The 22,946-nt window shown below is 65.2% G+C and carries 29 protein-coding genes and 2 tRNA genes; 4 read left to right on the top strand and 27 right to left on the bottom strand.

The features are described from left to right. Positions 1-52 precede the first annotated feature (52 nt). Positions 53-946 carry a DMT family transporter gene (locus tag HV793_RS06470; protein ID WP_175212855.1) on the top strand — a complete coding sequence of 298 codons (894 nt, stop codon included), beginning with the start codon at positions 53-55 and terminating at the stop codon, positions 944-946. 24 nt (positions 947-970) lie between these two features. On the opposite strand, the gene HV793_RS06465 is transcribed toward HV793_RS06470, so the two are convergent. The 12 genes from HV793_RS06465 to petA form a co-directional block, all read right to left on the bottom strand. After that, on the bottom strand, positions 971-2,167 hold the full coding sequence (locus HV793_RS06465) for an aminotransferase class V-fold PLP-dependent enzyme (protein ID WP_175212854.1): 1,197 nt from the start codon (positions 2,165-2,167) through the stop codon (positions 971-973). A gap of 17 nt (positions 2,168-2,184) precedes the next feature. Beyond that, a complete protein-coding gene (locus HV793_RS06460; RefSeq protein WP_054455544.1) occupies positions 2,185-2,658 on the bottom strand; it encodes a RidA family protein in 474 nt (157 codons plus the stop codon). 97 nt (positions 2,659-2,755) lie between these two features. Further along, entirely contained in the window at positions 2,756-3,670 is a 915-nt protein-coding gene (locus HV793_RS06455) for a LysR substrate-binding domain-containing protein (RefSeq protein WP_280528338.1), read from the bottom strand. Positions 3,671-3,804: 134 nt separating this feature from the next. Further along, a tRNA-Asn gene (locus HV793_RS06450) sits at positions 3,805-3,880 on the bottom strand. 167 nt (positions 3,881-4,047) lie between these two features. Further along, complete coding sequence (locus tag HV793_RS06445; protein ID WP_082401081.1) at positions 4,048-4,254, bottom strand: sulfatase; 207 nt, start codon at positions 4,252-4,254, stop codon at positions 4,048-4,050. Between the two features lies 1 nt (position 4,255). Continuing rightward, entirely contained in the window at positions 4,256-5,014 is a 759-nt protein-coding gene (locus HV793_RS06440; protein ID WP_054455542.1) for a GAF domain-containing protein, read from the bottom strand. Between the two features lie 221 nt (positions 5,015-5,235). Next, positions 5,236-5,311: transfer RNA gene (locus tag HV793_RS06435), tRNA-Thr, on the bottom strand. 67 nt (positions 5,312-5,378) lie between these two features. Next, positions 5,379-5,828, bottom strand: coding sequence for a ClpXP protease specificity-enhancing factor (locus HV793_RS06430; protein ID WP_175212852.1), 450 nt, complete (start codon positions 5,826-5,828; stop codon positions 5,379-5,381). A 12-nt stretch (positions 5,829-5,840) separates the two neighbouring features. Beyond that, positions 5,841-6,452 (bottom strand): glutathione S-transferase N-terminal domain-containing protein, encoded by a 612-nt coding sequence (locus HV793_RS06425; protein ID WP_006388039.1) that lies wholly within the window; start codon positions 6,450-6,452, stop codon positions 5,841-5,843. Between the two features lie 154 nt (positions 6,453-6,606). After that, positions 6,607-7,458 (bottom strand): cytochrome c1, encoded by an 852-nt coding sequence (locus tag HV793_RS06420; RefSeq protein WP_054455538.1) that lies wholly within the window; start codon positions 7,456-7,458, stop codon positions 6,607-6,609. Positions 7,459-7,481: 23 nt separating this feature from the next. Next, positions 7,482-8,870, bottom strand: a complete 1,389-nt coding sequence (locus tag HV793_RS06415) for a cytochrome b (RefSeq protein ID WP_054455536.1) — start codon at positions 8,868-8,870, stop codon at positions 7,482-7,484. 74 nt (positions 8,871-8,944) lie between these two features. Beyond that, positions 8,945-9,580 carry a ubiquinol-cytochrome c reductase iron-sulfur subunit gene (gene petA / locus HV793_RS06410; RefSeq protein ID WP_054455534.1) on the bottom strand — a complete coding sequence of 212 codons (636 nt, stop codon included), beginning with the start codon at positions 9,578-9,580 and terminating at the stop codon, positions 8,945-8,947. A 140-nt stretch (positions 9,581-9,720) separates the two neighbouring features. On the opposite strand from petA, the gene mscL reads away from it, so the two are divergent. Beyond that, positions 9,721-10,167, top strand: coding sequence for a large conductance mechanosensitive channel protein MscL (mscL, locus tag HV793_RS06405; RefSeq protein WP_042795720.1), 447 nt, complete (start codon positions 9,721-9,723; stop codon positions 10,165-10,167). A gap of 117 nt (positions 10,168-10,284) precedes the next feature. On the opposite strand, the gene HV793_RS06400 is transcribed toward mscL, so the two are convergent. Further along, complete coding sequence (locus tag HV793_RS06400; RefSeq protein WP_054455532.1) at positions 10,285-11,052, bottom strand: aldolase; 768 nt, start codon at positions 11,050-11,052, stop codon at positions 10,285-10,287. Between the two features lie 144 nt (positions 11,053-11,196). Here HV793_RS06400 and HV793_RS06395 point away from each other — a divergent pair, with 144 nt between their 5' ends. Then, complete coding sequence (locus tag HV793_RS06395; protein WP_054455530.1) at positions 11,197-12,225, top strand: AraC family transcriptional regulator; 1,029 nt, start codon at positions 11,197-11,199, stop codon at positions 12,223-12,225. 33 nt (positions 12,226-12,258) lie between these two features. Here the strand turns inward: HV793_RS06395 and HV793_RS06390 are convergent, their stop codons facing one another. The 3 genes from HV793_RS06390 to HV793_RS06380 all read right to left on the bottom strand — a co-directional run bounded on the left by HV793_RS06390 (position 12,259) and on the right by HV793_RS06380 (position 15,312). Then, complete coding sequence (locus HV793_RS06390) at positions 12,259-13,590, bottom strand: MFS transporter (RefSeq protein ID WP_054455528.1); 1,332 nt, start codon at positions 13,588-13,590, stop codon at positions 12,259-12,261. A 50-nt stretch (positions 13,591-13,640) separates the two neighbouring features. Further along, positions 13,641-14,267 (bottom strand): glutathione S-transferase family protein, encoded by a 627-nt coding sequence (locus HV793_RS06385; RefSeq protein ID WP_175212851.1) that lies wholly within the window; start codon positions 14,265-14,267, stop codon positions 13,641-13,643. A gap of 268 nt (positions 14,268-14,535) precedes the next feature. Next, on the bottom strand, positions 14,536-15,312 hold the full coding sequence (locus HV793_RS06380) for a Nif3-like dinuclear metal center hexameric protein (RefSeq protein ID WP_054455525.1): 777 nt from the start codon (positions 15,310-15,312) through the stop codon (positions 14,536-14,538). Positions 15,313-15,331: 19 nt separating this feature from the next. On the opposite strand from HV793_RS06380, the gene HV793_RS06375 reads away from it, so the two are divergent. Then, positions 15,332-16,492: a trypsin-like peptidase domain-containing protein gene (locus HV793_RS06375; protein WP_054455522.1), complete on the top strand. Its 1,161-nt coding sequence runs from the start codon at positions 15,332-15,334 to the stop codon at positions 16,490-16,492. 26 nt (positions 16,493-16,518) lie between these two features. Here the strand turns inward: HV793_RS06375 and HV793_RS06370 are convergent, their stop codons facing one another. The 11 genes from HV793_RS06370 to hisB form a co-directional block, all read right to left on the bottom strand. Continuing rightward, entirely contained in the window at positions 16,519-16,887 is a 369-nt protein-coding gene (locus tag HV793_RS06370) for a helix-turn-helix domain-containing protein (protein ID WP_054455520.1), read from the bottom strand. A 77-nt stretch (positions 16,888-16,964) separates the two neighbouring features. After that, a complete protein-coding gene (gene tatC, locus HV793_RS06365; RefSeq protein WP_054455518.1) occupies positions 16,965-17,756 on the bottom strand; it encodes a twin-arginine translocase subunit TatC in 792 nt (263 codons plus the stop codon). Then, a complete protein-coding gene (gene tatB, locus HV793_RS06360) occupies positions 17,753-18,277 on the bottom strand; it encodes a Sec-independent protein translocase protein TatB (RefSeq protein ID WP_175212850.1) in 525 nt (174 codons plus the stop codon). Before tatB ends, tatC begins: the two co-directional genes overlap by 4 nt. Before the next feature lie 71 nt (positions 18,278-18,348). Further along, positions 18,349-18,579, bottom strand: a complete 231-nt coding sequence (tatA, locus tag HV793_RS06355; RefSeq protein WP_054455514.1) for a Sec-independent protein translocase subunit TatA — start codon at positions 18,577-18,579, stop codon at positions 18,349-18,351. A gap of 14 nt (positions 18,580-18,593) precedes the next feature. After that, positions 18,594-18,962 (bottom strand): histidine triad nucleotide-binding protein, encoded by a 369-nt coding sequence (locus tag HV793_RS06350; protein ID WP_054455512.1) that lies wholly within the window; start codon positions 18,960-18,962, stop codon positions 18,594-18,596. Positions 18,963-18,979: 17 nt separating this feature from the next. After that, a complete protein-coding gene (locus HV793_RS06345) occupies positions 18,980-19,330 on the bottom strand; it encodes a phosphoribosyl-ATP diphosphatase (RefSeq protein WP_054455510.1) in 351 nt (116 codons plus the stop codon). Continuing rightward, positions 19,327-19,731, bottom strand: a complete 405-nt coding sequence (gene hisI, locus HV793_RS06340; protein ID WP_054455509.1) for a phosphoribosyl-AMP cyclohydrolase — start codon at positions 19,729-19,731, stop codon at positions 19,327-19,329. The genes HV793_RS06345 and hisI overlap by 4 nt, the downstream gene beginning before the upstream one ends. A gap of 283 nt (positions 19,732-20,014) precedes the next feature. After that, positions 20,015-20,833 (bottom strand): imidazole glycerol phosphate synthase subunit HisF, encoded by an 819-nt coding sequence (hisF, locus tag HV793_RS06335; protein WP_119449858.1) that lies wholly within the window; start codon positions 20,831-20,833, stop codon positions 20,015-20,017. Beyond that, positions 20,830-21,570, bottom strand: coding sequence for a 1-(5-phosphoribosyl)-5-[(5-phosphoribosylamino)methylideneamino]imidazole-4-carboxamide isomerase (gene hisA, locus HV793_RS06330; RefSeq protein ID WP_054455505.1), 741 nt, complete (start codon positions 21,568-21,570; stop codon positions 20,830-20,832). Before hisA ends, hisF begins: the two co-directional genes overlap by 4 nt. A 56-nt stretch (positions 21,571-21,626) precedes the next feature. Beyond that, positions 21,627-22,322, bottom strand: coding sequence for an imidazole glycerol phosphate synthase subunit HisH (gene hisH, locus HV793_RS06325; RefSeq protein WP_054455503.1), 696 nt, complete (start codon positions 22,320-22,322; stop codon positions 21,627-21,629). Positions 22,323-22,357: 35 nt separating this feature from the next. After that, complete coding sequence (hisB, locus tag HV793_RS06320; protein WP_013390948.1) at positions 22,358-22,945, bottom strand: imidazoleglycerol-phosphate dehydratase HisB; 588 nt, start codon at positions 22,943-22,945, stop codon at positions 22,358-22,360. Position 22,946 lies beyond the last annotated feature (1 nt).

Here is a 22,946-nt window from a genome sequence, read left to right as displayed (position 1 = left end):
CCCCGGCGGTCTTGCGGACCGCCTTACCGCGTCCCTGTTTCAGCATCGCATCGTGAACCTCTTCCTGTATTTCCTCACAGTCGTCATCTGGGGCACAACCTGGATCGCCATCAAGCTGCAATTGGGCGTGGTGGCGATTCCCGTCTCCATCTTCTACCGCTTCGCGCTGGCGGGCCTGGTTCTGTTCGCGGTCCTGGCGCTGACCCGCAAGCTGCAGAAAATGGACCGGCGCGGCCACTGGCTGTGCGTGGGCCAGGGGCTGTGCCTGTTCTGCCTGAACTTCCTGTGCTTCTACACGGCAACCCAGTGGATTCCCAGCGGCCTGGTGTCGGTGGTGTTTTCGGCGGCGACGCTATGGAATGCGCTGAATGCCCGCCTGTGGTTCGGCACCCGCGTCGCGCCGCGCGTGATGGTGGCCGGCGCGCTGGGCTTTTCCGGCCTGGTGCTGCTGTTCTGGCCCGAACTGGCGGGGCAGGAGGCCAGCCATGAAACCCTGCTGGGCCTGAGCTTTGCACTGCTGGGTACGTTCTGCTTTTCGACGGGCAACATGCTGTCGTCGCTGCAACAGCGCGCCGGCATCCGGCCCTTGACCGGCAACGCCTACAGCATGCTTTATGGCGCAGCCATCCTGCTGGCGGGTTGTCTGGCGGCGGGCCTGCCGTTCGAATTCGATACCTCGGCTTCCTACGTCGGCGCCCTGCTCTATCTGGCCATCCCGGGCTCCGTGATCGGTTTTACCGCCTATCTGACGTTGGTGGGCCGCATGGGCCCGGCGCGGGCCGCCTACTGCACGGTGCTGTTTCCGGTGGTGGCCTTGAGCGTGTCTACTTTCGCCGAAGGCTATCAGTGGACGGCGCCGGCCCTGCTGGGCCTGGCGCTGGTAATGCTGGGCAACCTGCTGGTCTTCACCAAGTGGACGCCCTTCGCGCGGCGCGCGGCGGCTTGAACTTGGCCCAGGGCCGGGCAAGCCCTAGCGGGCCAGGGCACGCAGCCCTTCCAGCAGGCGGTCGATTTCCGCGTCGCTGGTCAGATAGCTGACCGAGGCCCGCGCGATCTGGGTCAGGCCACGCGCCTGCATGTCCAGCGGGGTATAGGGCACGCCGTTGCTGCCGATGGTGATGCCCTGTGCCGCCATGGCGCGTTGCACGGATACGGCGTCCTGATCGGCGAAGTTGAAGGACACCAGGCCCGAGCGTTCGCGGCCCTGGTCCAGCACCGTGATGCCGGGGATGGCCGCCAGTTCGGTCCGCAGGGCCTGGGCCGTGGCGGCGATGCGGGCGCGGATGGCTGGCAGGCCGATGTCCAGGGCTTCCTGCAAGGCGTTGACCAGGCCGCAGCGCAGCGCCAGCGAGGCTTCCGCCGATTCCAGGCGCGCGGCGTCCTGGCGCAGCACCGGCTCGCCGTCGGCGCCCAGGGGGGCGGAATGGGTGTCGACGAAGGCGGGCGTGAGCTGGTCCAGGAAGTCGCGCCGCACGTACAGCAGGCCTGTGCCGCGCGGGCCGCGCAACGCCTTGCGTCCGGCCCCGCTCAACACATCGCAGCCGATCTGCGCGACGTCCACGGGCAACTGGCCGACCGCCTGTGCCGCATCCACGAAATACGGGATGCCGTGGCGGCGCGCGACGCTGCCGATGGCGGCGGCGGGATTGATCAGGCCGCCGTTGGCGGGCAGCCAGGTCAGTGCGATCAGGCGCACCCGCTCATCCAGCATGGCCTCCAGTGCCTGCGGATCGACGCAGCCGCTGTCGTCCGAGGGAATGGTCTCCAGCGTGGCGCCAGCACGCTGCGCCTTGAGCCGCATGGCGGCCAGGTTGCCGCCCCATTCGTGGCGACCCACCAGGATGCGGTCGCCGGCGCGCCACGGCGCCATCGCCGCGAAAGCCGCGCCCCAGCCGGGCGAGTTGCCGCCGGTGAGCGCGATCTCGGTCGGGTCCGCGTTGAGCAGCCGGGCCGCCAGTGTGCGAGCCTGCTCGATCAGCTCCCGCGACCGCACGCCAGCCTCCATGGGCCCTTGCGTCGCTTCGCGTTGCAGGTGCGCGTGGATGGCATGCAGCGTGGCGGCCGAGGGCAGCGACGCGCCGGCGTGATTGAAATGGACGGTGGTGTGCGCGCCAGGGGTCTGGGCGCGCAACGCTTCCACGGCGCTGGGAGTCAAGGGGGCGGACATGGCGGCTCCGGCAGGGATCAGGCTTGCGTGAGCGCGATAACGGCTTCTATCTCGACCGCCACGCCCTGCGGCAGGGATGCCACGCCGACGGCGCTGCGAGCATGGCGGCCGGCGTCGCCGAACACCTCGACCATCAGGTCGGAGGCGCCGTTGGCAATGGCGCTCTGGCGGTTGAAGTCCGGCGTGCTGGCCACGAACACGCCCAGGCGCACGACGCGCGCCACGCGATCCAGCTTGTCGCCGGTGGCGGCGGCGATCTGCGATAGCAGGCCCAGCGCCGACAGGCGCGCCGCTGCCACGCCATCGGCGTCAGAAACCTGGTCTCCCAGGCGGCCCAGATAGGCGGCCTTGCCGTCCTTGCGGGAGATCTGGCCCGAGATATACAGCAGGTTGCCTTCCTGCACGAAGGGCACGTAGTTGGCGGCGGGAGCGGCGGCGGCTTCGAGGGTCAGGCCAAGTTCGGCCACGCGGCCGGAGATCGAGCGGGTCATGAGGGACTCCTGAACAGGGAAAGTATGGGCAAGCCTCATGCTATCGGCCGCTGCCGGCCCTGACCAATCAATTTTCGCGCAGTACACATGAGTAAAACTAATGTGTGTCGCCCCGCTCCGTGGCCGCCTGCGCCAGCCATGCGTGGAAGCGCTGTGCCGCTTCGCCAAGCGCGCCGCGCGGCGTCACGAACCACCAGCCGATGCGAGGAGCTTCGAGCGCGGCGTTCGGCAGGGCCTCCACCAGCGCGCCGCTGGCGAGCTGGGCGGCGATAAGGCGGTGACGGCCCATCGCCATGCCTTGCCCCGCCAGCGCCGCTTCCACGACGATGTTGTAGTCATGCAGGCGTACGGGCCGCACGCCGCCCAGGTCCACGCCGTGATGTCGCGCCCAGGCGTCCCATTCGAAGGGATGGCGGGCATGCGAGGCCAGCAGCGGGAATCGCAGCAGATCCTGCGGCGCGCGCGGCCGTTTCCTGCCCGCGATCAGCGCGGGCGAGCAGACTACCGACAGCCGCTCCGCCATGATCAGCCGAGCCCGCACGCCTGGCCACACGCCGCGCCCGTAGCGGATGGCGACGTCGACCTCGCCGCCCGCAACGTCCGCCAGGCCGATGTCGGGCTGCAATTGGAGATCGATGTCGGGATGGGCGGCGGCAAACGCCGCGAGGCGCGGCGCCAGCCAGCGCGTGGCGAACGAGGCCAGCAGCCCGACGCGCAGCGTCTGCCGCACAGTCTCGGGCGCACGGACCTCGTCGGTACCCAGGCGCAGCAGTTCGAAGGCCGCGTGTACGCGCTCGTAATAGGCCTGACCCGCCGCGGTCAGCGCCACGGCGCGGGTGAGCCGCTCGAACAGGGCCACGCCCAGTTCGGCTTCCAGTCGCTGGATATGGTGGCTGATGGCGCTTTGCGTTACGAAGAGCTCCTGCGCAGCCAGGGAAAAACTCATGCGCCGCGCGGCAGCTTCAAAGGCGCGCAGGGAAACCAGGGCAGGCAGGGATCGCGCGGAACGCATGGAGGCAGGCGATGTGGTGATGAGGGAATGCGCATCATCGTACGCCGCGCGCGGCCCGGCAAACAGCGCGCGCGCACCGCGTCCCAATGCAAAAGGCCCGCAACAAGTTGCGGGCCCTTCAGTACTGCATTCTTTGGCTCCCCGAGCTGGGCTCGAACCAGCGACCTGCGGATTAACAGTCCGTCGCTCTACCGACTGAGCTATCGGGGAACAGGTAGAGGGGGCGAATTATGCACAAAAAAACGGAAGAATGCAAAACGGGGCAGGCGTAACGGGTCGACGCGCTGAATATTTGCCTTTCTCACCAGGACACGAGTGCATGCGGCGACCATCTGCGGTATCGAAAAGCAGCCAAACCGGGCGCAGTACAAATGGGGTCAGGCAGGAGCCATTCCTCTCAGCGGCGACGGTGGGCCAGCTTCTTCAATGGCCCCTTGCCGGATACCCGTGCTTGCACTGGTAATGGCACGCAACCCGTATTCGGTGAGCATCAGTTCCCGAACCTGGATTACCGCGCCCGGCCTGGAAATTAGCCGGGATCCCTTGAAGAATGCGTCAGGTTTCTTGTTGGTGGCAGCGTTCATATCAATACCTTTTGCTGACGAAGTCGCTGATCGCTTTGGCGCCGGCGCCTACGATTTCCGCAACGTCGTTGCGTTCGAAAAGCGCATGGTCGCTCGAGTCCAGGTAGATCACGCCTATGGGATGCTGGCCTGAACGGTCCAGGACGGGCACCGCCATAGCCGAATAGCGGCCGGGTCCAAGACGGCGGGCCTGGGCCGCGGTATACCCCCATTCAAGCACTAGTGCCGAGCGGAGTTGATCTTCCGTTCTGTGTTGGCTGGACATCACCAGCGGTGTCTTGCTGCGGACAGCTCTGCCCGCGATGCCGGTGTGCACGGGAAAGGTTCGTCCTGCACCCTCGCCGCCAGCGCCCGCGTAGTTGATGATTTGCTCGATTTCCTGCGGTTCATGAACGGGAGGCACGACCCGGTGGAAGGTGGTGCGCAGGTCGGTTCCACAATTGCGCTTGTCGCACCATTCGGCAAGCATGGTGTGCATGGTGGAGACCGCTGCATCGAGACCTTCGTGGACGGCGGCCGGTCCATCCATCTCGTCGTCGGCGCGTGCAGCAGCCACGCGAACCAGGGCTGCCAGAATCAGCCAGACGCTCGTGGCGGCCGTCAGACCGAACATCCAGGGTTCAAACAGCGGTTCGCGCCAGCTCTTCACCGCAGCGGTACCGGCGACGAGGAGTGGCGGGCCATTGAACAGGACTTCTCTAGGCCACCTCTTTTGCCAGAGGCGTTTTTGCCGCACGCCGGGGAGATGATTTGTCTGCATGGGGAACCGCGCCTCCTGAGGCCAGAACTTGGCGCGATTGTAGGCAGCGATTTCGCGGAAAGGCCGGTTTTCGGGGCTCGGGACAGCGTAAATAGGACAAAGCGCAATGGGCTGGCTTGGCCTCACGCTTTCCGTTCATGACGCAGGCAATAAAAAACCCGCGCCGTCATAGCCGGAGCGGGTTTTTGAGATCGTCTCAGGACGGATCTGCATCTGGAATCTGGTGCCGGTGAAAGGAATCGAACCCTCGACCTTCTCATTACAAGTGAGCTGCTCTACCAACTGAGCTACACCGGCGCTGCGTGCCTGGGGCACGCGAAGGGCTGCATTGTAATGAAAAAAATGCAGACCTTGCGGGGATGCCTTATTTGACGATGGTCAGGCGCGGACGCTTGGGTTCGTCGTCGTCTCCGCCGTCGTCGCCGGGGGCGGCGTCGGCGTCGGAGCCCTCGGGCGCGACGGTGGCCGTCGCGCCCTGGGCGCCAGCTTCCGGCGGTTCGTAGGGCTGCACTTCGAAGCCCATGCCGGCGCCGGTTTCGCGCGCATAGATGGCGCTGACGGCGCCCACGGGAACGTAGACGTTTTCGGTCACGCCGCTGAAGCGGGCCTGGAATTCGATGAATTCGTTGCCCAGCACCAGGCGGTTGGTGGCCAGCGTGCCCACGTTCAGCGTGATCTGGCCGTCGCGCACATGGGCGACGGGCACCATGGTGTGCTCGTCGACCTGCACGGTGATGTAGGGCGTATAGCCGTTATCGGTGCACCATTCGTGCAGCGCGCGGATCAGGTACGGTTTGGTCGAAGTTTCACCCATCACGCAACAGCCTTAGCGACGCATCACTTTTTCCGAAGGCGTCAGCGCTTCGATGTAGGCCGGACGCGAGAAGATGCGTTCGGCGTACTTTTGCAGCGGAGCCGCGTTCTTGGGCAGTTCGATGCCGTAGTGGTCCAGGCGCCACAGCAGCGGAGCCACGGCCACGTCGAGCATGGAGAATTCCTCGCCCAGCATGTACTTGTTCTTCAGCAGCATGGGGGCCAGCTGGGCCAGGCGGTCGCGGATGTTCTGGCGGGCGTTGGCCAGCTTCTTTTCGTCGGGCTTGGCGCTGCGGTCTTCCAGCGTCGAGACGTGGACGAACAGTTCCTTCTCGAAGTTGTAGAGGAACAGGCGGGTGCGGGCGCGCATGACCGGGTCGGCGGGCATCAGCTGGGGATGCGGGAAGCGCTCGTCGATGTACTCGTTGATGATGTTCGACTCGTACAGGACCAGGTCGCGTTCGACCAGAATGGGCACTTGACCGTACGGATTCATCACCGAGATGTCTTCGGGCTTGTTGTACAGGTCGATGTCGCGGATCTCGAAATCCATGCCTTTTTCGAACAACACGAAGCGGCAGCGTTGCGAAAACGGACACGTGGTTCCGGAATAGAGCACCATCATGGCGGTAAGTCCTTTATTGAAAAACGAAAGGCCAGCGCCTTAATCTAGCAGGCGCTGGCCCCAATTGCCAGGCGGGATAGGCGTACAGCCCTATCCGCCGATGCCGTCCCTATTTGCAATCAGGGACGGATAAAAACCTGGCGGGGCGTTGCGGTTAGCGCACGTGTTTCCAGTACGAGGCGTTGAGGCGCCAGGTAACCAGGAAGAACAGCAGCAGGAACAACATGACACCGACGCCGAGACGGACGCGGAATGTCTGGACGGGTTCGGCCATCCAGGACATGAACGCAGTCAGGTCGGCGACGTCGTTGTCGTATGTTGCGACTTGGGCCGGGTTAGCGGCCTTGAATTTGGCATCGAAGGTGGCATGGCCGTGGTAGTTGGCTACCGGTTCGGCCTTGACCGTGGAAAAACCCTGTGCATCGTACACCGTGGTGACGCGTTCCCAGGTTTTGGGGGCGCCCGCCTTGCCTTCGACCTCGTGCATGGCGACGGTCGTGAGTTCGCGCGGACCCTGCACTTCCCAGAGCGCGTGGGGCATGCCCACCGACGGGAAGACCAGATTGTTCCAGCCCGTGGGACGCGCCGTGTCGCGGTAGAAGGTGCGCAGGTAGGTGTAGATGTAGTCGGCGCCCGAGGGGCCGGCGTTCACGGATTTGGCGCGCGCGATCACGGACAAGTCCGGGGGCGTCGTGCCGAACCACTGCTTGGCGTCCTTCGGGGTCATGGCGACGTTCATCATGTCGCCGACCTTCTCGCCGGTGAACAGCAGGCTTTCCTTGATCTGCTGGTCGGTCAGCCCGATGTCCTTGAGCTTGTTGTAGCGCATCGAGGACGCGCTATGGCAGTTCAGGCAGTAGTTGACGAACAGCTTGGCTCCGTTCTGCAGCGACGACATGTCGTTGACGCGGTACGGGGCCTTGTCCAGGGGGTAGCCGCCTCCGGCGGCAAGGGTGGCGGTACACGTGAGCATCAAGGCCACGGCACCAATCAGCTTCTTGATCATGGTTAATCCGTTATCTGGTGGGCTCAGTGGGCGTGGAACGTGACGCGGTCGGGCACCTTCTTGAAAGTGCCCAGGCGGCTCCATACCGGCATCAGGAAGAAGAATGCCAGGTACAGCAGCGTGCCGATTTGCGACGTGATGTTCAACGGCGGACTGGGCGGCTGCGTACCGATGTAGCCGAGCACCAGGAAGTTGACCATGAAGATGCCGTAGATCCACTTGTGCCAGGTCGGGCGGTAGCGGATCGACTTGACCGGGGAATGGTCCAGCCACGGCAGGAAGAACAGGATGACGACCGTGCCGCCCATGGCGACCACGCCCCAGAACTTGGCGTCGATCACGCGCAGCAGCACGGCCACGACGATCAGGATGCCGGGGACGGCGATGCGCATGAAGCCCTTCAGGTTGCTCTTGACGAGCAGCGCGATGGCGCCCAGCACGGAAGCGCCCGCCAGCACCCAGGTGAACTCGTCGGTGGTGGCGCGCAGCATCGAGTAGAACGGCGTGAAGTACCAGACCGGCGCGATGTGCGGAGGCGTCTTCAGCGAGTCAGCAGGGATGAAGTTGTTGAACTCGAGGAAGTAGCCGCCCATTTCCGGCGCGAAGAACACGATGAACGCGAACACGAGCAGGAAGCCGGCCACGCCCATCAGGTCGTGGACCGAGTAGAACGGGTGGAACGGGATGCCGTCCTTCGGGCGGCCGTACTTGTCCTTCGGGCCTTGCTTGATCTCGATGCCGTCCGGGTTGTTCGAGCCGACTTCGTGCAGCGCCACCAGGTGGGCCGCGACCAGGCCCACCAGCACCAGCGGGATGGCGATGACGTGGAAGGCGAAGAAGCGGTTCAGCGTGGCATCCGACACGACGTAGTCGCCGCGGATCCAGATGGACAGCTCAGGGCCGATGAAGGGAATGGCTGCGAACAGGTTCACGATCACCTGCGCGCCCCAGTAGGACATCTGGCCCCAGGGCAGCAGATAGCCGAAGAAGGCTTCCGCCATCAGACAGAGGAAGATCGCGACGCCGAAGATCCACACGAGTTCGCGCGGCTTGCGGTAGGAACCGTAAAGCAGCCCGCGCAGCATGTGCAGGTACACGACGACGAAGAACATCGACGCGCCGGTGGAGTGCATGTAGCGCACCAGCCAGCCCCACGGGACTTCGCGCATGATGTATTCGACGGACTGGAACGCGCGTTCGGCGTCCGGCTTGTAGTGCATGACCAGGAAGATGCCGGTCACGATCTGCAGCACCAGCACCAGCAGGGCCAGTGAGCCAAAGAAGTACCAGAAGTTGAAGTTCTTCGGTGCGTAGTACTCGGACAGATGGGCTTTCCAGGTGGAGGTCACCGGGAAGCGCCGGTCCAGCCAGCCCAACAGGCCTGTCGTCTCGACGGTTTTCTCGCCAGCCATGTAACGGCTCCTTCTCTAATACGTGGCGTATTTGTTTTACTTACGTAATTCGGGAAAAAAGCGCGACGCGCGCGTCAGGCCTTGTTGTCTTCATCGACGCCCACGATGATGCGGGTGTCGGTGAGATATTGGTACGGCGGGACTTCGAGGTTGTCGGGAGCGGGCTTGTTCTTGTAGACACGGCCGGCCAGATCGAACGTGGAGCCGTGGCAAGGACAGAGGAATCCGCCCTGCCAGTCGGCGCCCAGACTGCCGCCTTTCTCGAAGTGGGACGTGGGCGAGCAGCCGAGGTGGGTACAGATGCCGACGCAGACGAAGAGCTCGGGCTTGCGCGAGCGGCCTTCGTTTTCGGCGTATTTGGGCGTGAAGCCGGGGCGCTTGGAATCAGGATCGGCCAGCAAGGCGTCCTGGGTCTTGAGACCAGCGAGTTGTTCAGGCGACCGGTGGATGATCCAGACCGGTTTTCCGCGCCATTCAACCGTCTTCATGGTGCCGACGGGAATGTCGCCGACGTCCACTTCAACGGGAGCCCCGGCAGCGCGGGCCTTTTCGGAGGGAGAAAACGTGCTCACAAGCGGCACTGCCGTTGCGACACCTGCTACGCCACCCACAGCACAGGCGGTGGTAACCCAGAAACGTCGCGAAGGATCAGGTGGCAGGTTGGGATCAACCGCACCGTCATCATCGTGCACCAGCGTATCCTGACTCATCTTCCTATCCTTGTTGATGCGCCCGCTCTACGAGTAGCATCACTTCTGCGGCATCGGGTTCGCGGGAATTTGTAACAACATAGCAACCGCGTATTATAGCGCCAGCCCACTCACGGGCGTATCACGAAGGGAGTGCTTTTATGAGCAAAGCGACTGGTTTCGTCAAAGAATTCCGAGATTTCGCTGTCAAAGGCAACGCAGTGGACCTGGCGGTCGGTGTCATCATCGGCGCGGCGTTCGGCAAGATCGTCGATTCGCTGGTCAAGGACATCGTCATGCCGTTGGTCAACTTCATCCTCGGAGGCTCGGTCGATTTTTCGAACAAGTTCCTGGTTCTGTCGATGCCGGCCGGCTACAACGGCCCCATGACCTACGCCGACCTGACCAAGGCTGGCGCCAACGTTTTTGCGTGGGGTAATTTCGTCACGATCATCATCAACTTCGTGTTGCTGGCGTTCGTGATCTTCTGGATGGTCAAGGCCATCTACAAGGCCCGCACCAAGGCCGAGGAAGCGCCGGCGCCCGCTGCGACGCCCGAAGACGTGGCGCTGCTGCGCGAAATCCGCGATCTGCTCAAAAAGCCCTGATCCGATGCTGCCGCAGGCCCGGAATCCACGCAGACGCGGATCCGGGCGGCGGCTGGCGGACGTTCCCGCCGGCGCACGCCGGCCCCCGCTGAACGATCCGCTGCCTGTTTTCTTCCCCTAGTCCCGTTCCGCAGCCATTTGCCGTTCGACGCGCCGAGCGAACATGGCGAAGCTTGCGCGCACGATGCTGGGCTTGAGCAGGAAGTCGTGCGATTCGGCGGCCAGCGCATCGTCCACCGGTTTCACCTCGCCATAGGCGGCGGCCGCCTGCAGCTGATTGCGGGCGGCGCGTTCGATCAGCACCGACAGGTACAGCGCTTCCTCGATGCATGAGCCGGCCGCCAGAAAGCCATGGTTGGCCAGCAGGATGCTGCGCTTGGCGCCCAGCGCCGCCGAGATGATCTCGCCTTCCTGGTCGGCGATGGGCAGGCCGGGCCATTCCTTCAGATGAGCACAGTCGTTGTGGAACGGCGTCGCGTCCATGTGCGCGACGACCAGCGGCTGGCCCGTCATGGACAGCGTCGAGACATGGGGCGGGTGCGTGTGGATGATGCATTGCACGTCGGGACGCTGGCGATAGACCCAGAAGTGAAAGCGCACGGCAGGGTTCGGCGTGCCGGGGCCGTCGAGCACTTCCATGTTGTCGTTGATGCGGATGACCGAGGCCGGGACGATCTCGTCGAAGGCCTGGGCCAAGGGCGTCGTCAGGAACGTGCCGTCTTCCTTGCGTACGGTGATCTGGCCCGCCAGCGTTTCCGAATGGCCTTCGCTGGCGAGAATGCGACAGCTCAGGGCCACCTTCTCTTCTTCGCTCCAGTTCCCGAAGTCGAGCTTGTTCGCGGAGCGCGCAAAGAAGGCGTCGGCATGGGCTTGTTTTTCCAGCATGGGGTCTCCTTGGGATAATGGCTCCATTACACGCCCGCCTCCGCCGCCAGCGATTGACCGATCACGAACGAGGGTTGACTCAATGCGACAGGAAGGCCGGCGCCTTTCGGCCAGTGTTGGCCGACCCGACTGAGTGTTCCGAGCATGCCACGCGCCCGCCAGACAGTGAATCCATCCGCCCGGCCCGCCTGTTCCGAGGCGGATCTGAACTTTGCGCCCCAGTTCCGCCCTTTCTATGCGCAGGAGATCGCAGGCTACGAGCGCGAGCTGGACAAGCTGGTGCTGCCGGGCGAATTCAGGGCCCTGACCGAACCGCCCAGGCTGCTATTGCAGGCCTGCAGGCTGCGCGCGGGCGGGCTGGTGGTGAGTCTGGAGTCCACGCCGATCAGCGTGCAGCACCGCGCGGAACATGCGGCCGATCTGGAGCATGCGGAGTTCCTGGCGAGCTTTGTGATTGCCGGACACGGCGTCATCGTGCAGAACGATGCGACGCTGCCGCTGGAACCCGGCGACATCATCTTCCGCACGACCGCGCTGCCATCGGAAATCCGGATGTACACCGATTCGCGCATTGTGGTGGTCAAGGGGCCGCTGTCGCGCCTGTTGGGCGCGCACAGCCTGGCGATGTCGCAGTTCACCGCGCAGCGCGGCGTGGCCGTCCTGCCCATGGTGCAGACCGCCCATCGGTGCCTGCATCATGTGTTCTTCGACAAGGCGGAATCGAACCCGACGTCGTCGCTGTTTGCCGAACAGGCGCTGTTGGCGCTGCTGGCTTCGATCTACACCAGCCAGGCGCTGGAGAAGATACCGGGCGATGCGCGCGGGCCCGCCGATAATTGGCAGGTGCTGGCCAGCTACATCGATGCCCACATCACCGATCCGGAACTGTCGGTGCAGGCGGTGGCGGATGTGCTGCGCGTGACCACGCGCTGGGTGCACCGCTTGTTCAAGATGCGCTCGCTGCAATACACCAGCTACGTGCGTGAACGCCGTCTGCAGCTGGCCAGGGAAGCGCTGGAGGATCCGCGGCGTGCGCATGTCGAGGTCAAGGAGATCGCGGCCTCTTGCGGCTTTCAGCACGCGAGCCATTTCATCCGCCGCTTCCATGAACGCTTCGGCATGTCGCCGGCCTTGTACCGCAAGACTGCCAGAAGCGGCAACGGCGGCGCGTAGCGTCGCGCCGCCTGCTCTTGCCGTGCCTGCGCGTCAGGCGCGGCGCAGGTCCTGCGGCGTGGGCTTCATGAGAAACGCCGAGGTGCCGGCCACGATGCCGAGGAAGGCCAGATAGACGCCGACGGGAAGAATGCTGTCGAATTTCTGCACCAGCGTGGCCGAGATCAGCGGCGCCAGCCCGCCGCCGATGGCGGCCGAGAACTGGACCCCGATGGACAATCCGGAATAGCGCAGCTCTGCGGGAAACTGCGCGCTGTAGAGGCTGGATTGCGGCGCGATCATGATCGCGTAGTTGAAGGCCATGGCGACGAAGACGGCGAGACTGTATGCCATCAACGAACCGCTGCCCACCGCGAGAAAGATCGGAATGGCCATGAGTCCCAGCAGCATGCCGCCCCAGCCACAGACGCGGCGCGCGCCGATGCGGTCGGCCAGCACGCCGAACAGCGGAATGGTGAACATCAGCACGCCGGCGCCGTAGAGCAAGGCATGCAGCGCGTCGGCGCGGCTGAAGCCGAGCTTGGACACCGCGTAGGAAACCGAGAACACCAGGAATGTGTAGATCAGCGTGACCTCGGCGATCTTGCAGCCTATGCACAGCAGCAGCGATTTGCCGTGCGCGCGCAGCAGTTCACCCAGGGGCATCTTGTCTTGCACGGACTGTCTGTTGCGCGCCTTCTCGCGCTTGACCTCTTCGAATTCAGGCGATTCGTCGATGCCGTGGCGGATGAACAGGCCGACGACGATGAGCACGGCGCTGGCCAGGAACGGCAGGCGCCAGCCCCAGGACAGGAAGTCCTCTTCCGGCAGCCGCGTCACCAGCGCGAAGGAACCGACCGACAGCAGGATGCCCAGAGGCGCGCCCACCAGCGGCAGGCTGCCGAAGAATGCCTTCCATTTGGGCGGCGCGTGTTCGACCGCCATCAGCATGGCGCCGCCCATTTCGCCGCCGAACGACAGCCCCTGGCCGATGCGCAGCGCCACCAGCAGCACCGCCGCCGAGATGCCGATCTGTTCATAGGTCGGCAGCAGTCCGATGAGCACCGTGCATATGCCCATCAGCAGCAGGCTGAGAGTCAGCATGGACTTGCGGCCGATGCGGTCGCCGAAATGGCCGAAGAGGATGCCGCCGATGGGCCGCGCCAGCATGCCGCTGGCGAAGGCTCCGAAGGCGGCCAGCGTGCCGGTCACGGGATCGAACTGCGGGAAGAAAATCTTGTTGAACACCAGCGCCGCGGCGGTACCGTAGGCGAGGAAGTCGAAGGCTTCCACGGCGGTGCCGATGACCGTGGCAACGGCGACCCGGAACAGATTCGGTTTCTTGTGTGATTGGGCTATAGGCTGCGCGGCCTGGATGGCGTCCATGTCGTTCCCTCTTGTCTTGTAATAGTGGTTTTTGGCGTTGTGCGCGGGCCTCAGGGACCCGGTGGCACATACCCCGGCAACTGCTGTATGCGCTTGCGCCACGCCGCGATGGCGGGATAGGCGTCGATGTCGACGGCGGCTTCCTCGGCCAGCGCCAGGTAGCCGTAGCAGGCAATGTCGGCCACGGTCGGCGCATCGCCGCCCGCCAGCCAGGCGTGGCTCGCAAGACGCTGGTCCAGGCGTTGCAGCACGCGGTCGGTGCGGGCCTGCATGCCAGGCACGTCGAGCAGGGCCTCGCTTACGCCCAGGTGGTGCGCGGCTTCGGCGTTGCTGACGACGTGTGTCAGGCGCAGCGGCTGGAGGCTGTTGGCGATCTCGTTGGCGGATACCGACATCCAGGCATGCATGGCGCCGATGCGCGGCAGCGGCGCCAGCCATTCGGGGGCGTAGTGATGCGCCAGATGCAGCAGGATGGCGTGGCTGTCCCAGATGGCGGTGTCGCCATCGGTCAGCGCGGGGATCTGCTGGAAGGCGCTGACGCGCTCGAATTCCGCGGTCTGGTTCTTGCGGGCCAGCACGTCGACGAACCGGCTTTGGTAGTCCCGGCCGATGAGCGCAAGAAAGAGGCGCACCTTGTAGCAGTTGCCGGAGCGCGGGTGGTCGTAGAGGGTCAGCATTCAATGGCTCCGTGTGTAGGAGGCCCGGCCGGAAAGGGCCGGCAGCGGGCGGCTGCATGGAATGCTAGGGCTGTGGACTGGGTGCGGAATTGACAGGGAGAGAACCGCGATTGACCAGATGCGACGCACAGGCGCCGCCTTGATCGCGCCCTCTGGTTTTCCCCTAGCCGAGTCCTGCCGATTCGGGCGCGAGCGGCGCGCACGGCCATAGCGCGCCGTGCAATGAAAACGCCCCCTTGCGGGGGCGTGTCTTTGGGGGCGCTGCTGGTTATGCCGGGTTGTCGATGTCGACGAACTCGACCTTGATACCGAAATGTTCCGCGACCGCCTGGCCCAGCGCCTGCGCGCCGTAGCGTTCGGTGGCATGGTGGCCTGCGGCGATGAAGCCCACGCCGGTTTCGCGCGCCAGGTGCACCGTGGATTCGGAGACCTCACCCGTGATGTAGGCGCTGGCGCCTGCGTCCGCCGCATCGCCCAGCATGCCTTGCGCGCCGCCCGTGCACCAGGCCACGCGCGCCAGCGGCATGTCCGGGTCGCCCACCACCAGCGGCTGGCGGCCCAGGCGCTCGGCCACGCGCTCGCCCAACTGGCCCAGCGTCGCCACGCCTTGCGCGGCGCCCAGCCAGACCAGGTTGTCGGGGCCACAGGTTTGCGGCGCGCCATCGTCGCGCAGCGCGGGCGTCAGGCCCAGCACGCGCGCCAGCTGAGCGTTGTTGCCCAGCGTAGGATGCGCGTCCAGCGGCAGATGGTAGGCGTACAGGTTCAGGTCGTTTTTCAGGGCCAGGGCCATGCGCGCGCGGCGCGTACCGATGACGCGGCGGTCCTCGTTGCGCCAGAGCCAGCCGTGGTGCACCAGCACCGCATCCGCGCCGCGCTCGACCGCCACGCGCAGCAGGGCTTCGCTGGCCGTGACTCCGGCGATAATGTGTGCGATTTCGGATCGGCCTTCCACCTGCAGCCCGTTGGGGCAATAGTCCTTGAAGCGCGCCGCTTGCAGGGTGTCGTCCAGCCAGTTGGCCAGGACGTGGGAGTCCACTTTACTCATAGCTAGTCCTATCAGAATCATGCGCCGATATTGGCTGATCTTTGCTCAGGCCGTCACGGTCTGCCTGGGTATTCTATTCGTCGTGACGACCTTGCGGCCCGACCTGCTGCGGCTGGCCGGACCCGCGGCGGGGCCGCAGTCCGCAGCGGCCGCCGCAAGACCGCCCGCTGCGCGCACCCAGGCCACGGCGTCCTATGCCGAGGGCGTGGCCCGCGCGGCTCCTTCCGTGGTCAACGTATACACCACCAAGCACGTTAACGTGCCGCTGATTCCGCTGCCCGACGATCCGGTGCTGCGCCAGTTCTTTGGCCAGGTGCCCGGCGTGACCCGGCGGCAGGCCTCGACCAGCCTGGGGTCCGGCGTGATCGTGAACCAGGACGGCTACGTGCTGACCAACTACCACGTGGTGCAGGCCGCGGAAGCGATCGAGGTTGCGCTGTCCGACGGCCGCCGCGATACCGCGAAAGTGGTGGGCGCGGATCCGGACACCGATCTGGCCGTGCTGAAGCTGGCCACCTTGCGCGCCCTGCCCGCTGCCACGCTGGCGCCGGACCGGGGCTTGCGCGTGGGCGACGTGGTGCTGGCCATCGGCAATCCGTTCGGTGTGGGGCAGACCACCACGCTGGGCATCGTGTCGGCGCTGGGCCGCAACGGACTGGGCCTGAACACCTACGAGAACTTCATTCAGACCGACGCGGCGATCAACCCCGGCAATTCCGGCGGCGCGCTGGTCGACGCCGCCGGCAATCTGGTGGGCATCAACACCGCCATTTATTCCGAATCAGGCGGGTCGATGGGCATAGGCTTCGCCACCCCCATCGAGATCGCGCGCAAGGTCATGGACGAGATCGTCAAGACCGGCGCGGTCAAGCGCGGCTGGCTGGGCGTGGAGCCGCAGGACGTCACCCCGGAGCTGGCACGCGCCTTTGGGCTGGACCGCGACACCACCGGCGTGATCATCGCTGGCGTGATGCGCGACGGGCCGGCGGCGCGCGGCGGCCTGCGGGTGGGCGACATCGTGCAGTCGGTCAACGGCAAGCGGATGATGGATACCGCCAGCCTGCTGTCGGAGATCGCGCAGCTGCCGCCGGGCCAGAGCGCCAAGCTGGGAATATTGCGCAGCGGCAAGCCGGCCGAGCTGGCCGTGGTGGTGGGTACGCGCCCGGGCAAGCCGCGCTAGGACGGGGCCGGGTCCGCGAACGGAGCTCAGGTCGCGGCGGGGTCTTTGGCCATCAGGCGCACCGCCGACAGGATGGCTTTCTTGGTGCTTTCGGATTGGGTGCGCAGCAGCGCCCATATTTCCGTGCAATAGCCGTCCGGGGCATGGTCCGGCGGGAATGCGCTGTCTTGCGGTGTATCCCCACCCGGCCCCACGCCGTCGGTCAGCCACGGCACGCTGGTGTCCAGCGCCCGCGCCAGCCGCAGCAAGGTGGCGCGAGACGGCGAGTAGCAGTCTTCGCGCATGAGGATCCGATGGATGCACGATTGCGGCACGCCGGAAATTCGCGCCAGCTGGTTCTGGCTTTTGATGCCGCGCCAGCGCATCAGGGTATGCAGTCTTTGGGCGAGTGACATAAGGGCAATGTAGAGTTGCCGCAGGCCGCCCACAAGGTGAAACGGTCCTGCTTTGTGGGCAGGACCGTCCGAAGGGATCAGTGGCGTTCTGTCAGCGAGTCCGAACCGGCCTCGCTCTCTGCTTCTGGTTTGGGCGTGACCAGCCGGGCGCAGATCAGCCCGACCTCATACAGCAGGCACAAAGGCACTGCCAGCATGAACTGGCTGACCACGTCGGGCGGCGTGACCACGGCGGCGATGATGAAGGCCCCCACCACCACGTAGCCGCGCGCTGCCTTCAGCTTGGACAGTTCGACCACGCCCATCTTCACCAGCAGCACCACGGCCACGGGCACTTCGAAGGTGATGCCGAAGGCCATGAACATCGTCATGACGAAGCTCAGGTAGGCCTCGATGTCCGGCGCCGGCGTAATGGACTGCGGCGCGAACGTGGCGATGAAGTGGAACACCGTGCGGAACACCACGAAATAGCAGAACGCCATGCCCGCGATGAACAGAAAAGTGCTGGAAACGATAAGCGGCAGCGCCAGGCGCTTTTCATGCCGGTACAGGCCGGGCGCTACGAAGGCCCAGGCCTGGTACAGCACCACAGGCAGCGCCAGGATGAACGCAGCCATCATCGTGACCTTGACGGGCACCATGAACGGCGTGATGACGCCGGTGGCGATCATGCGCGTGCCTTCGGGCAGCGAAGCCAGCATCGGCTGGGCCAGCACGTCGTAGATGGCCGACGCGCCGGGGTAGATGAACAGCACGATGAATATGCCGATCACGGCGGCGGCGGCGCGCAGCAGGCGGGTGCGCAGCTCGACCAGGTGGGAGATGAAGGTCTCCTGCTGGCCTTCTTCTTGGGAGGCGTCCTGGGTCACGTCGGGGTTCCGGAGGGCGCGACGGGCTTGGCGGCGGGCGCAGCGTCGTCGGCCTTGGGCGCGCTGGGCGCGGGTTGTTGGGTTGCGGCAGGCGCAGGCGCAGCCACCGGTGGCAGATCCAGGTCCAGGCTGTGGTTCTGGCCGGGCGGCGGCGCGATGCTGCGCTCGGGTTCGGCAGGCGTTTCGCTGGCCACGGCCAGTTCGGCCTTGATGTTGGCTTCGCGCGCGACTTCGTCGAGTTCCGCGCGGAACTGCTGGACGGGTTCCTGCAGCGAGGCCTGGGTTTCGTTCAGCGACTTCTGCACGCCCTGGGCGGCATCTTCCATTTCGCTCTTGAACTTGCGCAGTTCGTCGAGCTCGATTTCGCGCTGGATATCGGATTTCACGTCATTGACGTAACGCTGCGCGCGCCCGAGCAGGTGGCCGACGGTGCGGGCAACCTTGGGCAGGCGTTCGGGGCCGATGACGATCAGGGCGATGACGCCGATCACCATCAGTTCAGTGAAGCTGACATCAAACATTCGACGGCCGCTCGGGAGTGGATGCAATAAGGGCCGGCCTGTTCAGGACGGCCCGGGAGCCGAGCAGGCGCTCAGGAGTTGGATTTTTCCTTGGCCTGCACGTCGATGGTGTCGCCGGAGACGCGTTGTTGCGCGATCGGTTCGGCCGGCTTGTCGCCGCCGTTGGCGTCCTTCATGCCTTCCTTGAAGCCCTTGACCGCGCCGCCGAGGTCCGAGCCGATGTTGCGCAGCTTCTTGGTGCCGAAAATCAGCGCCACGATGACCAGGACAACCAACCAATGCCAGATGCTGAAACTACCCATGATGTTTCTCCGAATTACGCGTTGGGGGCCACGCGCCCTTTCCAGGGTCGCGAGCCGCCGATGATGTGGAAATGCAGATGCGGGACTTCCTGGCCGCCTTCGACGCCAGAATTGATCATGATGCGAAATCCGCCATCAGGGCCCGGATTGCAACCGTTTTCAGCGGCTAACCGCGGCGCTAACGACATCATTCTACCCAACCATTCTGCGTCCTCCCCCTTAATATCCTGCATGGATGTGACATGACGTCGAGGGATCAGCAATAAATGTACCGGCGCGGCCGGATTAATGTCGTGGAACGCAACAAAGTCCTCGTCCTCGTAGATTTTCTTGGACGGGATGTCGCCAGCGGCGATCTTGCAGAAAATACAGTTGTCGCTCATTTTTCCGGGTTCCGTGTTCAATCTTGCGGGCGGCTTGCCTTTTCCACCAGGCCGGACAGGCCCTCGCGGCGAGCCAGTTCGGCCAGTACGTCTTCGGGCCGAAGCTTGAAATGGGTCAAGGCCACCAGGCAATGGAACCACAGGTCGGCGGTTTCGCTGACGATGCGGTCGGGCACGCCGTCCTTGGCGGCCATGACCAGTTCGGTGGCTTCTTCGCCGATCTTCTTGAGGAAGGCGTCCGGGCCTTTGGCCAGCAGCTTGGCGGAATAGGAGGCTTGGGGATCGCCGCCGTTTTCGGGACGGCGGGTTTCCAGGGTATCGGCGATGCGCGCGAGGATTTCGGCGGCGCTTGCGGCTTGAGCGGTCATTTGTAGATCAGTTCGGGGTCTTTCAGCACGGGGTCCACCGTGATCCAGGATGCCTGGTCGGTCTGGCCTTCCAGGCGGCGGTAGAAGCAGCTGGCGCGCCCGGTATGGCAGGCGATGCCGCCTTGCTGGTGGATCTTGAGCAGGATCACGTCGCCGTCGCAGTCCAGGCGCAGTTCATGGACTTCCTGGGCATGGCCGGATTCTTCGCCCTTGCGCCAGAGGCGCTGGCGGGAACGCGACCAGTAAACGGCGCGCCCGGTGGCGGCCGTTTCGGCGAGCGATTCGCGGTTCATCCAGGCCACCATCAGGATCTGGCCGTTTTCGGCGTCCTGCGCGATGGCGGGTATCAGGCCGTTTTCGTCGAAGACGACATCGGCCATCCAGGCGGGTTCGTTGCTCATCTCATTCATCCGTTGTCCTCGCGCGGCGCCTTGCAGGCCGCCACTGGCGCGTGGGGACTCATAATCTTACGGCAATACCTTGTTGCACGCCTGAGAGGGGCTTCCCAAACTGATCCAGACTATCCCCAATCCAGGCCAGCCGAGCTGGGTTTTTCAATGCGTGCCAAGCAATCCGGCCTATGCAATTCGAGGCGCCACACAAGCGGGGCCGCGCGGAGCCGGGCTCTGCCGGTCCGCTGCGGCGCCCCCCTGGGGGGGAAGCGCCGCAGGCGCTTCGGGGGGGCTACATCCGGACCGGGATGCCCTGCTCAGCCATGAAGTGCTTGCACTCGCCCACAGTGTGCTGGCCGAAGTGGAAGATGCTGGCGGCCAGCACCGCGCTGGCGCGGCCGGTGGTGACGCCGTCGGCCAGATGCTGCAGGTTGCCCACGCCGCCGGAGGCGATGACGGGCACGGGCACGGCGTCCGAGACGGCGCGGGTGAGTTCCAGGTCGAAACCGGACTTGGTGCCGTCACGGTCCATGCTGGTCAGCAGGATTTCGCCGGCGCCGTAGGCGGCCATGCGGCGCGCCCAGGCCACGGCGTCCAGCCCGGTGGCCTTGCGGCCGCCGTGGGTGAAGACTTCCCAGCGGGCGGGTTCGCCCGCGGCCGAGACGCGGCGCGCGTCGATCGCCACCACCACGCATTGCGAGCCGTGGTAGTCCGAGGCGGCCCGGACCAGTTCCGGATTGGCCACGGCGGCGCTGTTGATGCTGATCTTGTCGGCGCCGGCATTCAGCAGGCGCTGGATGTCGGACACCTGGCGCACGCCGCCGCCCACCGTCAGCGGAATGAAGACCTGCGAGGCCACCTGCTCGATGATGGGCAGGATCAGGTCGCGGCCGTCGCTGGTGGCGGTGATGTCGAGGAAGGTGAGTTCGTCGGCGCCCTGTTCGTTGTAGCGGCGGGCGATCTCGACGGGGTCGCCCGCGTCGAGCAGGTTGACGAAGTTCACGCCCTTGACGACGCGGCCCGCGGTGACGTCAAGGCAGGGAATGATGCGGCGGGTCAGCGCGCTTTGCACGGGCGCGCCGGCCGCGGGGGTGCTGCTGGAGGTGGTCATTTTGCCAGTTCGTCGGCGCGTGCCTGCGCCGCTTGGAAGTCGAGCGTGCCTTCGTAGATGCTGCGGCCCAGGATGGCGCCTTCGACGCCGTCTTCCTCGACGGCGCAGAGAGCTTCGATGTCCTGGATGCCGGCGATGCCGCCCGATGCGTAGACCGGGATGCGCACGTGCTGGGCCAGGCGGACCGTGGCTTCGACGTTGACGCCGGACAGCATGCCGTCGCGGCCGATGTCCGTGTAGATGATGGCTTCGCAGCCGTAGTCCTCGAACTTCTTGGCCAGATCGAGCACGTCGTGGCGGGTCAGCTTGCTCCAGCCGTCGGTGGCGATCTTGCCGTCGCGGGCGTCCAGGCCGACGATGATCTGGCCCGGGAAGGCGCCGCAGGCGTCCTGCAGGAAGCCGGGATTCTTGACCGCGGCCGTGCCGATGATCACGTAGGAGATGCCGGCGTCGAGGTAGCGTTCGATGGTGTCGAGGTCGCGGATGCCGCCGCCGATCTGCACGGGGATGTCGTCGCCGACAGCGTCCAGGATCGCCTTGATGGGGGCTTCGTTCTTGGGTTTGCCGGCGACGGCGCCGTTCAGGTCGACCAGATGCAGGCGGCGAGCGCCTTGGTCGAGCCAGCGTGTGGCCATGGCGGCGGGGTCTTCAGAGAACACCGTTGCATCGTCCAGGTCACCCTGGCGCAGGCGCACGCAGCGCCCGTCTTTGAGATCGATGGCGGGGATCAGCAGCATGGTGGGCAGCGAAAAAATATATGGGTTGAAAGGGCTGGCGGGCGTGGGCTCGGAGCCTACGGCTGCCAGTCTACAAAATTGCGATACAGGCGCAAACCGTGCTCGGCGCTCTTTTCGGGATGAAACTGCACCGCGAAAATGTTAGCTGCCGCCACCGCGCAGGTAAAGGCAAGGCCATACTCGGTTTCACCAACAGTCAGGTCCGGATCTTCCGGGTCGGCGTAGTAGCTATGGACGAAATAGAAGTGCGTTTCGTCCGGAATGCCGGCCCAGATAGGATGAGAGCGCGTCTGGCGCACTTTGTTCCATCCCATGTGCGGGACCTTGAGGCGCTCGGGGCGGGTGTCGGCCAGTCCGGCGCCGCCGGCGTCGGTCAGGCAGGCCGCGTCATCGCTGACGGGATCGGCAAAGCCGGGGCCCGAGAAGCGGCGCACCACGCCGGGGAACAGCCCCAGGCAGGAGGTGCCGCCTTCCTCGCTGGAATCGAACAGCATCTGTTCGCCCACGCAGACGCCCAGCAGAGGCTTCTCGCGCGCGGCGCGAACCACGGCCTCGCGCAGGCCGGATTCGTTCAGGGTGCGCATGCAGTCCGCCATGGCGCCCTGGCCGGGAAACACGACGCGGTCGGCCGCGGCGATTTCCTGGGGCTGGCTGCAGATGCGGATGTCGGCATCGGGGGCGGCGTATTTCAGGGCGCGGGCGACGGAATGGAAATTGCCCATTCCGTAGTCGACGATGGCGATAGTGGTCACTTCTTTCTGCCTGCTGCGGGTGGATGGCGGAGGTGTTACAGCACGCCCTTGGTGGAGGGCACGACGTCGCCCATGCGGGGATCGACTTCCATGGCCATGCGCAGGGCGCGGCCACAGGCCTTGAAGACCGTTTCCGCCTGGTGGTGGGCGTTGACGCCGCGCAGGTTGTCGATGTGCAGCGTGATCAGGGCGTGGTTGACCAGGCCCTGGAAGAATTCGCGCGTCAGGTCCACGTCGAAGTCGCCGATGCGGGCGCGGGTGAAGGGGATGTGGTATTCCAGGCCCGGGCGGCCGGAGAAGTCCACCACCACGCGCGACAGCGCTTCGTCCAGCGGCACGTAGGCATGACCGTAGCGGCGCAGGCCGGCCTTGGTGCCGACCGCCTTGGCGATGGCCATGCCCAGCGTGATGCCCACGTCTTCCACCGTATGGTGCGCGTCGATGTGCAGATCGCCTTCCGCCTTGATGTCGAGGTCGATCAGGCCGTGGCGGGCGATCTGGTCCAGCATGTGGTCCAGGAACGGCACGCCGGTGTCGATCGTCTGCTTGCCGGTGCCGTCGATATTGACGGCCACGCGGATGCGGGTTTCGTTGGTGTTGCGGGTGATCTCAGCGGTACGCATG

Origin of the sequence: Achromobacter aegrifaciens (genome assembly GCF_902859965.1) — a bacterium.
Taxonomy (GTDB): Bacteria; Pseudomonadota; Gammaproteobacteria; order Burkholderiales; family Burkholderiaceae_B; genus Achromobacter; species Achromobacter aegrifaciens.
This window is presented reverse-complemented; position numbering and strand designations above follow the sequence as displayed.

Bases quoted from the DNA above. Each gene is read 5' to 3' on its own strand.
- HV793_RS06380 (WP_054455525.1), bottom strand. From the start codon at position 15,312: ATGAGTAAAGTGGACTCCCACGTCCTGGCCAACTGGCTGGACGACACC.
- HV793_RS06415 (WP_054455536.1), bottom strand. From the start codon at position 8,870: ATGGCTGGCGAGAAAACCGTCGAGACGACAGGCCTGTTGGGCTGGCTG.
- HV793_RS06445 (WP_082401081.1), bottom strand. From the start codon at position 4,254: ATGAACGCTGCCACCAACAAGAAACCTGACGCATTCTTCAAGGGATCC.
- tatB (WP_175212850.1), bottom strand. From the start codon at position 18,277: ATGTTTGATGTCAGCTTCACTGAACTGATGGTGATCGGCGTCATCGCC.
- mscL (WP_042795720.1), top strand. From the start codon at position 9,721: ATGAGCAAAGCGACTGGTTTCGTCAAAGAATTCCGAGATTTCGCTGTC.
- HV793_RS06440 (WP_054455542.1), bottom strand. From the start codon at position 5,014: ATGCAGACAAATCATCTCCCCGGCGTGCGGCAAAAACGCCTCTGGCAA.
- HV793_RS06345 (WP_054455510.1), bottom strand. From the start codon at position 19,330: ATGACCGCTCAAGCCGCAAGCGCCGCCGAAATCCTCGCGCGCATCGCC.
- petA (WP_054455534.1), bottom strand. From the start codon at position 9,580: ATGAGTCAGGATACGCTGGTGCACGATGATGACGGTGCGGTTGATCCC.
- HV793_RS06460 (WP_054455544.1), bottom strand. From the start codon at position 2,658: ATGACCCGCTCGATCTCCGGCCGCGTGGCCGAACTTGGCCTGACCCTC.
- HV793_RS06370 (WP_054455520.1), bottom strand. From the start codon at position 16,887: ATGTCACTCGCCCAAAGACTGCATACCCTGATGCGCTGGCGCGGCATC.
- hisI (WP_054455509.1), bottom strand. From the start codon at position 19,731: ATGAGCAACGAACCCGCCTGGATGGCCGATGTCGTCTTCGACGAAAAC.
- HV793_RS06430 (WP_175212852.1), bottom strand. From the start codon at position 5,828: ATGGGTGAAACTTCGACCAAACCGTACCTGATCCGCGCGCTGCACGAA.
- hisF (WP_119449858.1), bottom strand. From the start codon at position 20,833: ATGACCACCTCCAGCAGCACCCCCGCGGCCGGCGCGCCCGTGCAAAGC.
- HV793_RS06350 (WP_054455512.1), bottom strand. From the start codon at position 18,962: ATGAGCGACAACTGTATTTTCTGCAAGATCGCCGCTGGCGACATCCCG.
- hisA (WP_054455505.1), bottom strand. From the start codon at position 21,570: ATGCTGCTGATCCCCGCCATCGATCTCAAAGACGGGCGCTGCGTGCGC.
- HV793_RS06425 (WP_006388039.1), bottom strand. From the start codon at position 6,452: ATGATGGTGCTCTATTCCGGAACCACGTGTCCGTTTTCGCAACGCTGC.
- HV793_RS06395 (WP_054455530.1), top strand. From the start codon at position 11,197: ATGCCACGCGCCCGCCAGACAGTGAATCCATCCGCCCGGCCCGCCTGT.
- hisB (WP_013390948.1), bottom strand. From the start codon at position 22,945: ATGCGTACCGCTGAGATCACCCGCAACACCAACGAAACCCGCATCCGC.
- HV793_RS06400 (WP_054455532.1), bottom strand. From the start codon at position 11,052: ATGCTGGAAAAACAAGCCCATGCCGACGCCTTCTTTGCGCGCTCCGCG.
- HV793_RS06385 (WP_175212851.1), bottom strand. From the start codon at position 14,267: ATGCTGACCCTCTACGACCACCCGCGCTCCGGCAACTGCTACAAGGTG.
- HV793_RS06465 (WP_175212854.1), bottom strand. From the start codon at position 2,167: ATGTCCGCCCCCTTGACTCCCAGCGCCGTGGAAGCGTTGCGCGCCCAG.
- HV793_RS06455 (WP_280528338.1), bottom strand. From the start codon at position 3,670: ATGCGTTCCGCGCGATCCCTGCCTGCCCTGGTTTCCCTGCGCGCCTTT.
- HV793_RS06420 (WP_054455538.1), bottom strand. From the start codon at position 7,458: ATGATCAAGAAGCTGATTGGTGCCGTGGCCTTGATGCTCACGTGTACC.
- HV793_RS06375 (WP_054455522.1), top strand. From the start codon at position 15,332: ATGCGCCGATATTGGCTGATCTTTGCTCAGGCCGTCACGGTCTGCCTG.
- tatA (WP_054455514.1), bottom strand. From the start codon at position 18,579: ATGGGTAGTTTCAGCATCTGGCATTGGTTGGTTGTCCTGGTCATCGTG.
- HV793_RS06390 (WP_054455528.1), bottom strand. From the start codon at position 13,590: ATGGACGCCATCCAGGCCGCGCAGCCTATAGCCCAATCACACAAGAAA.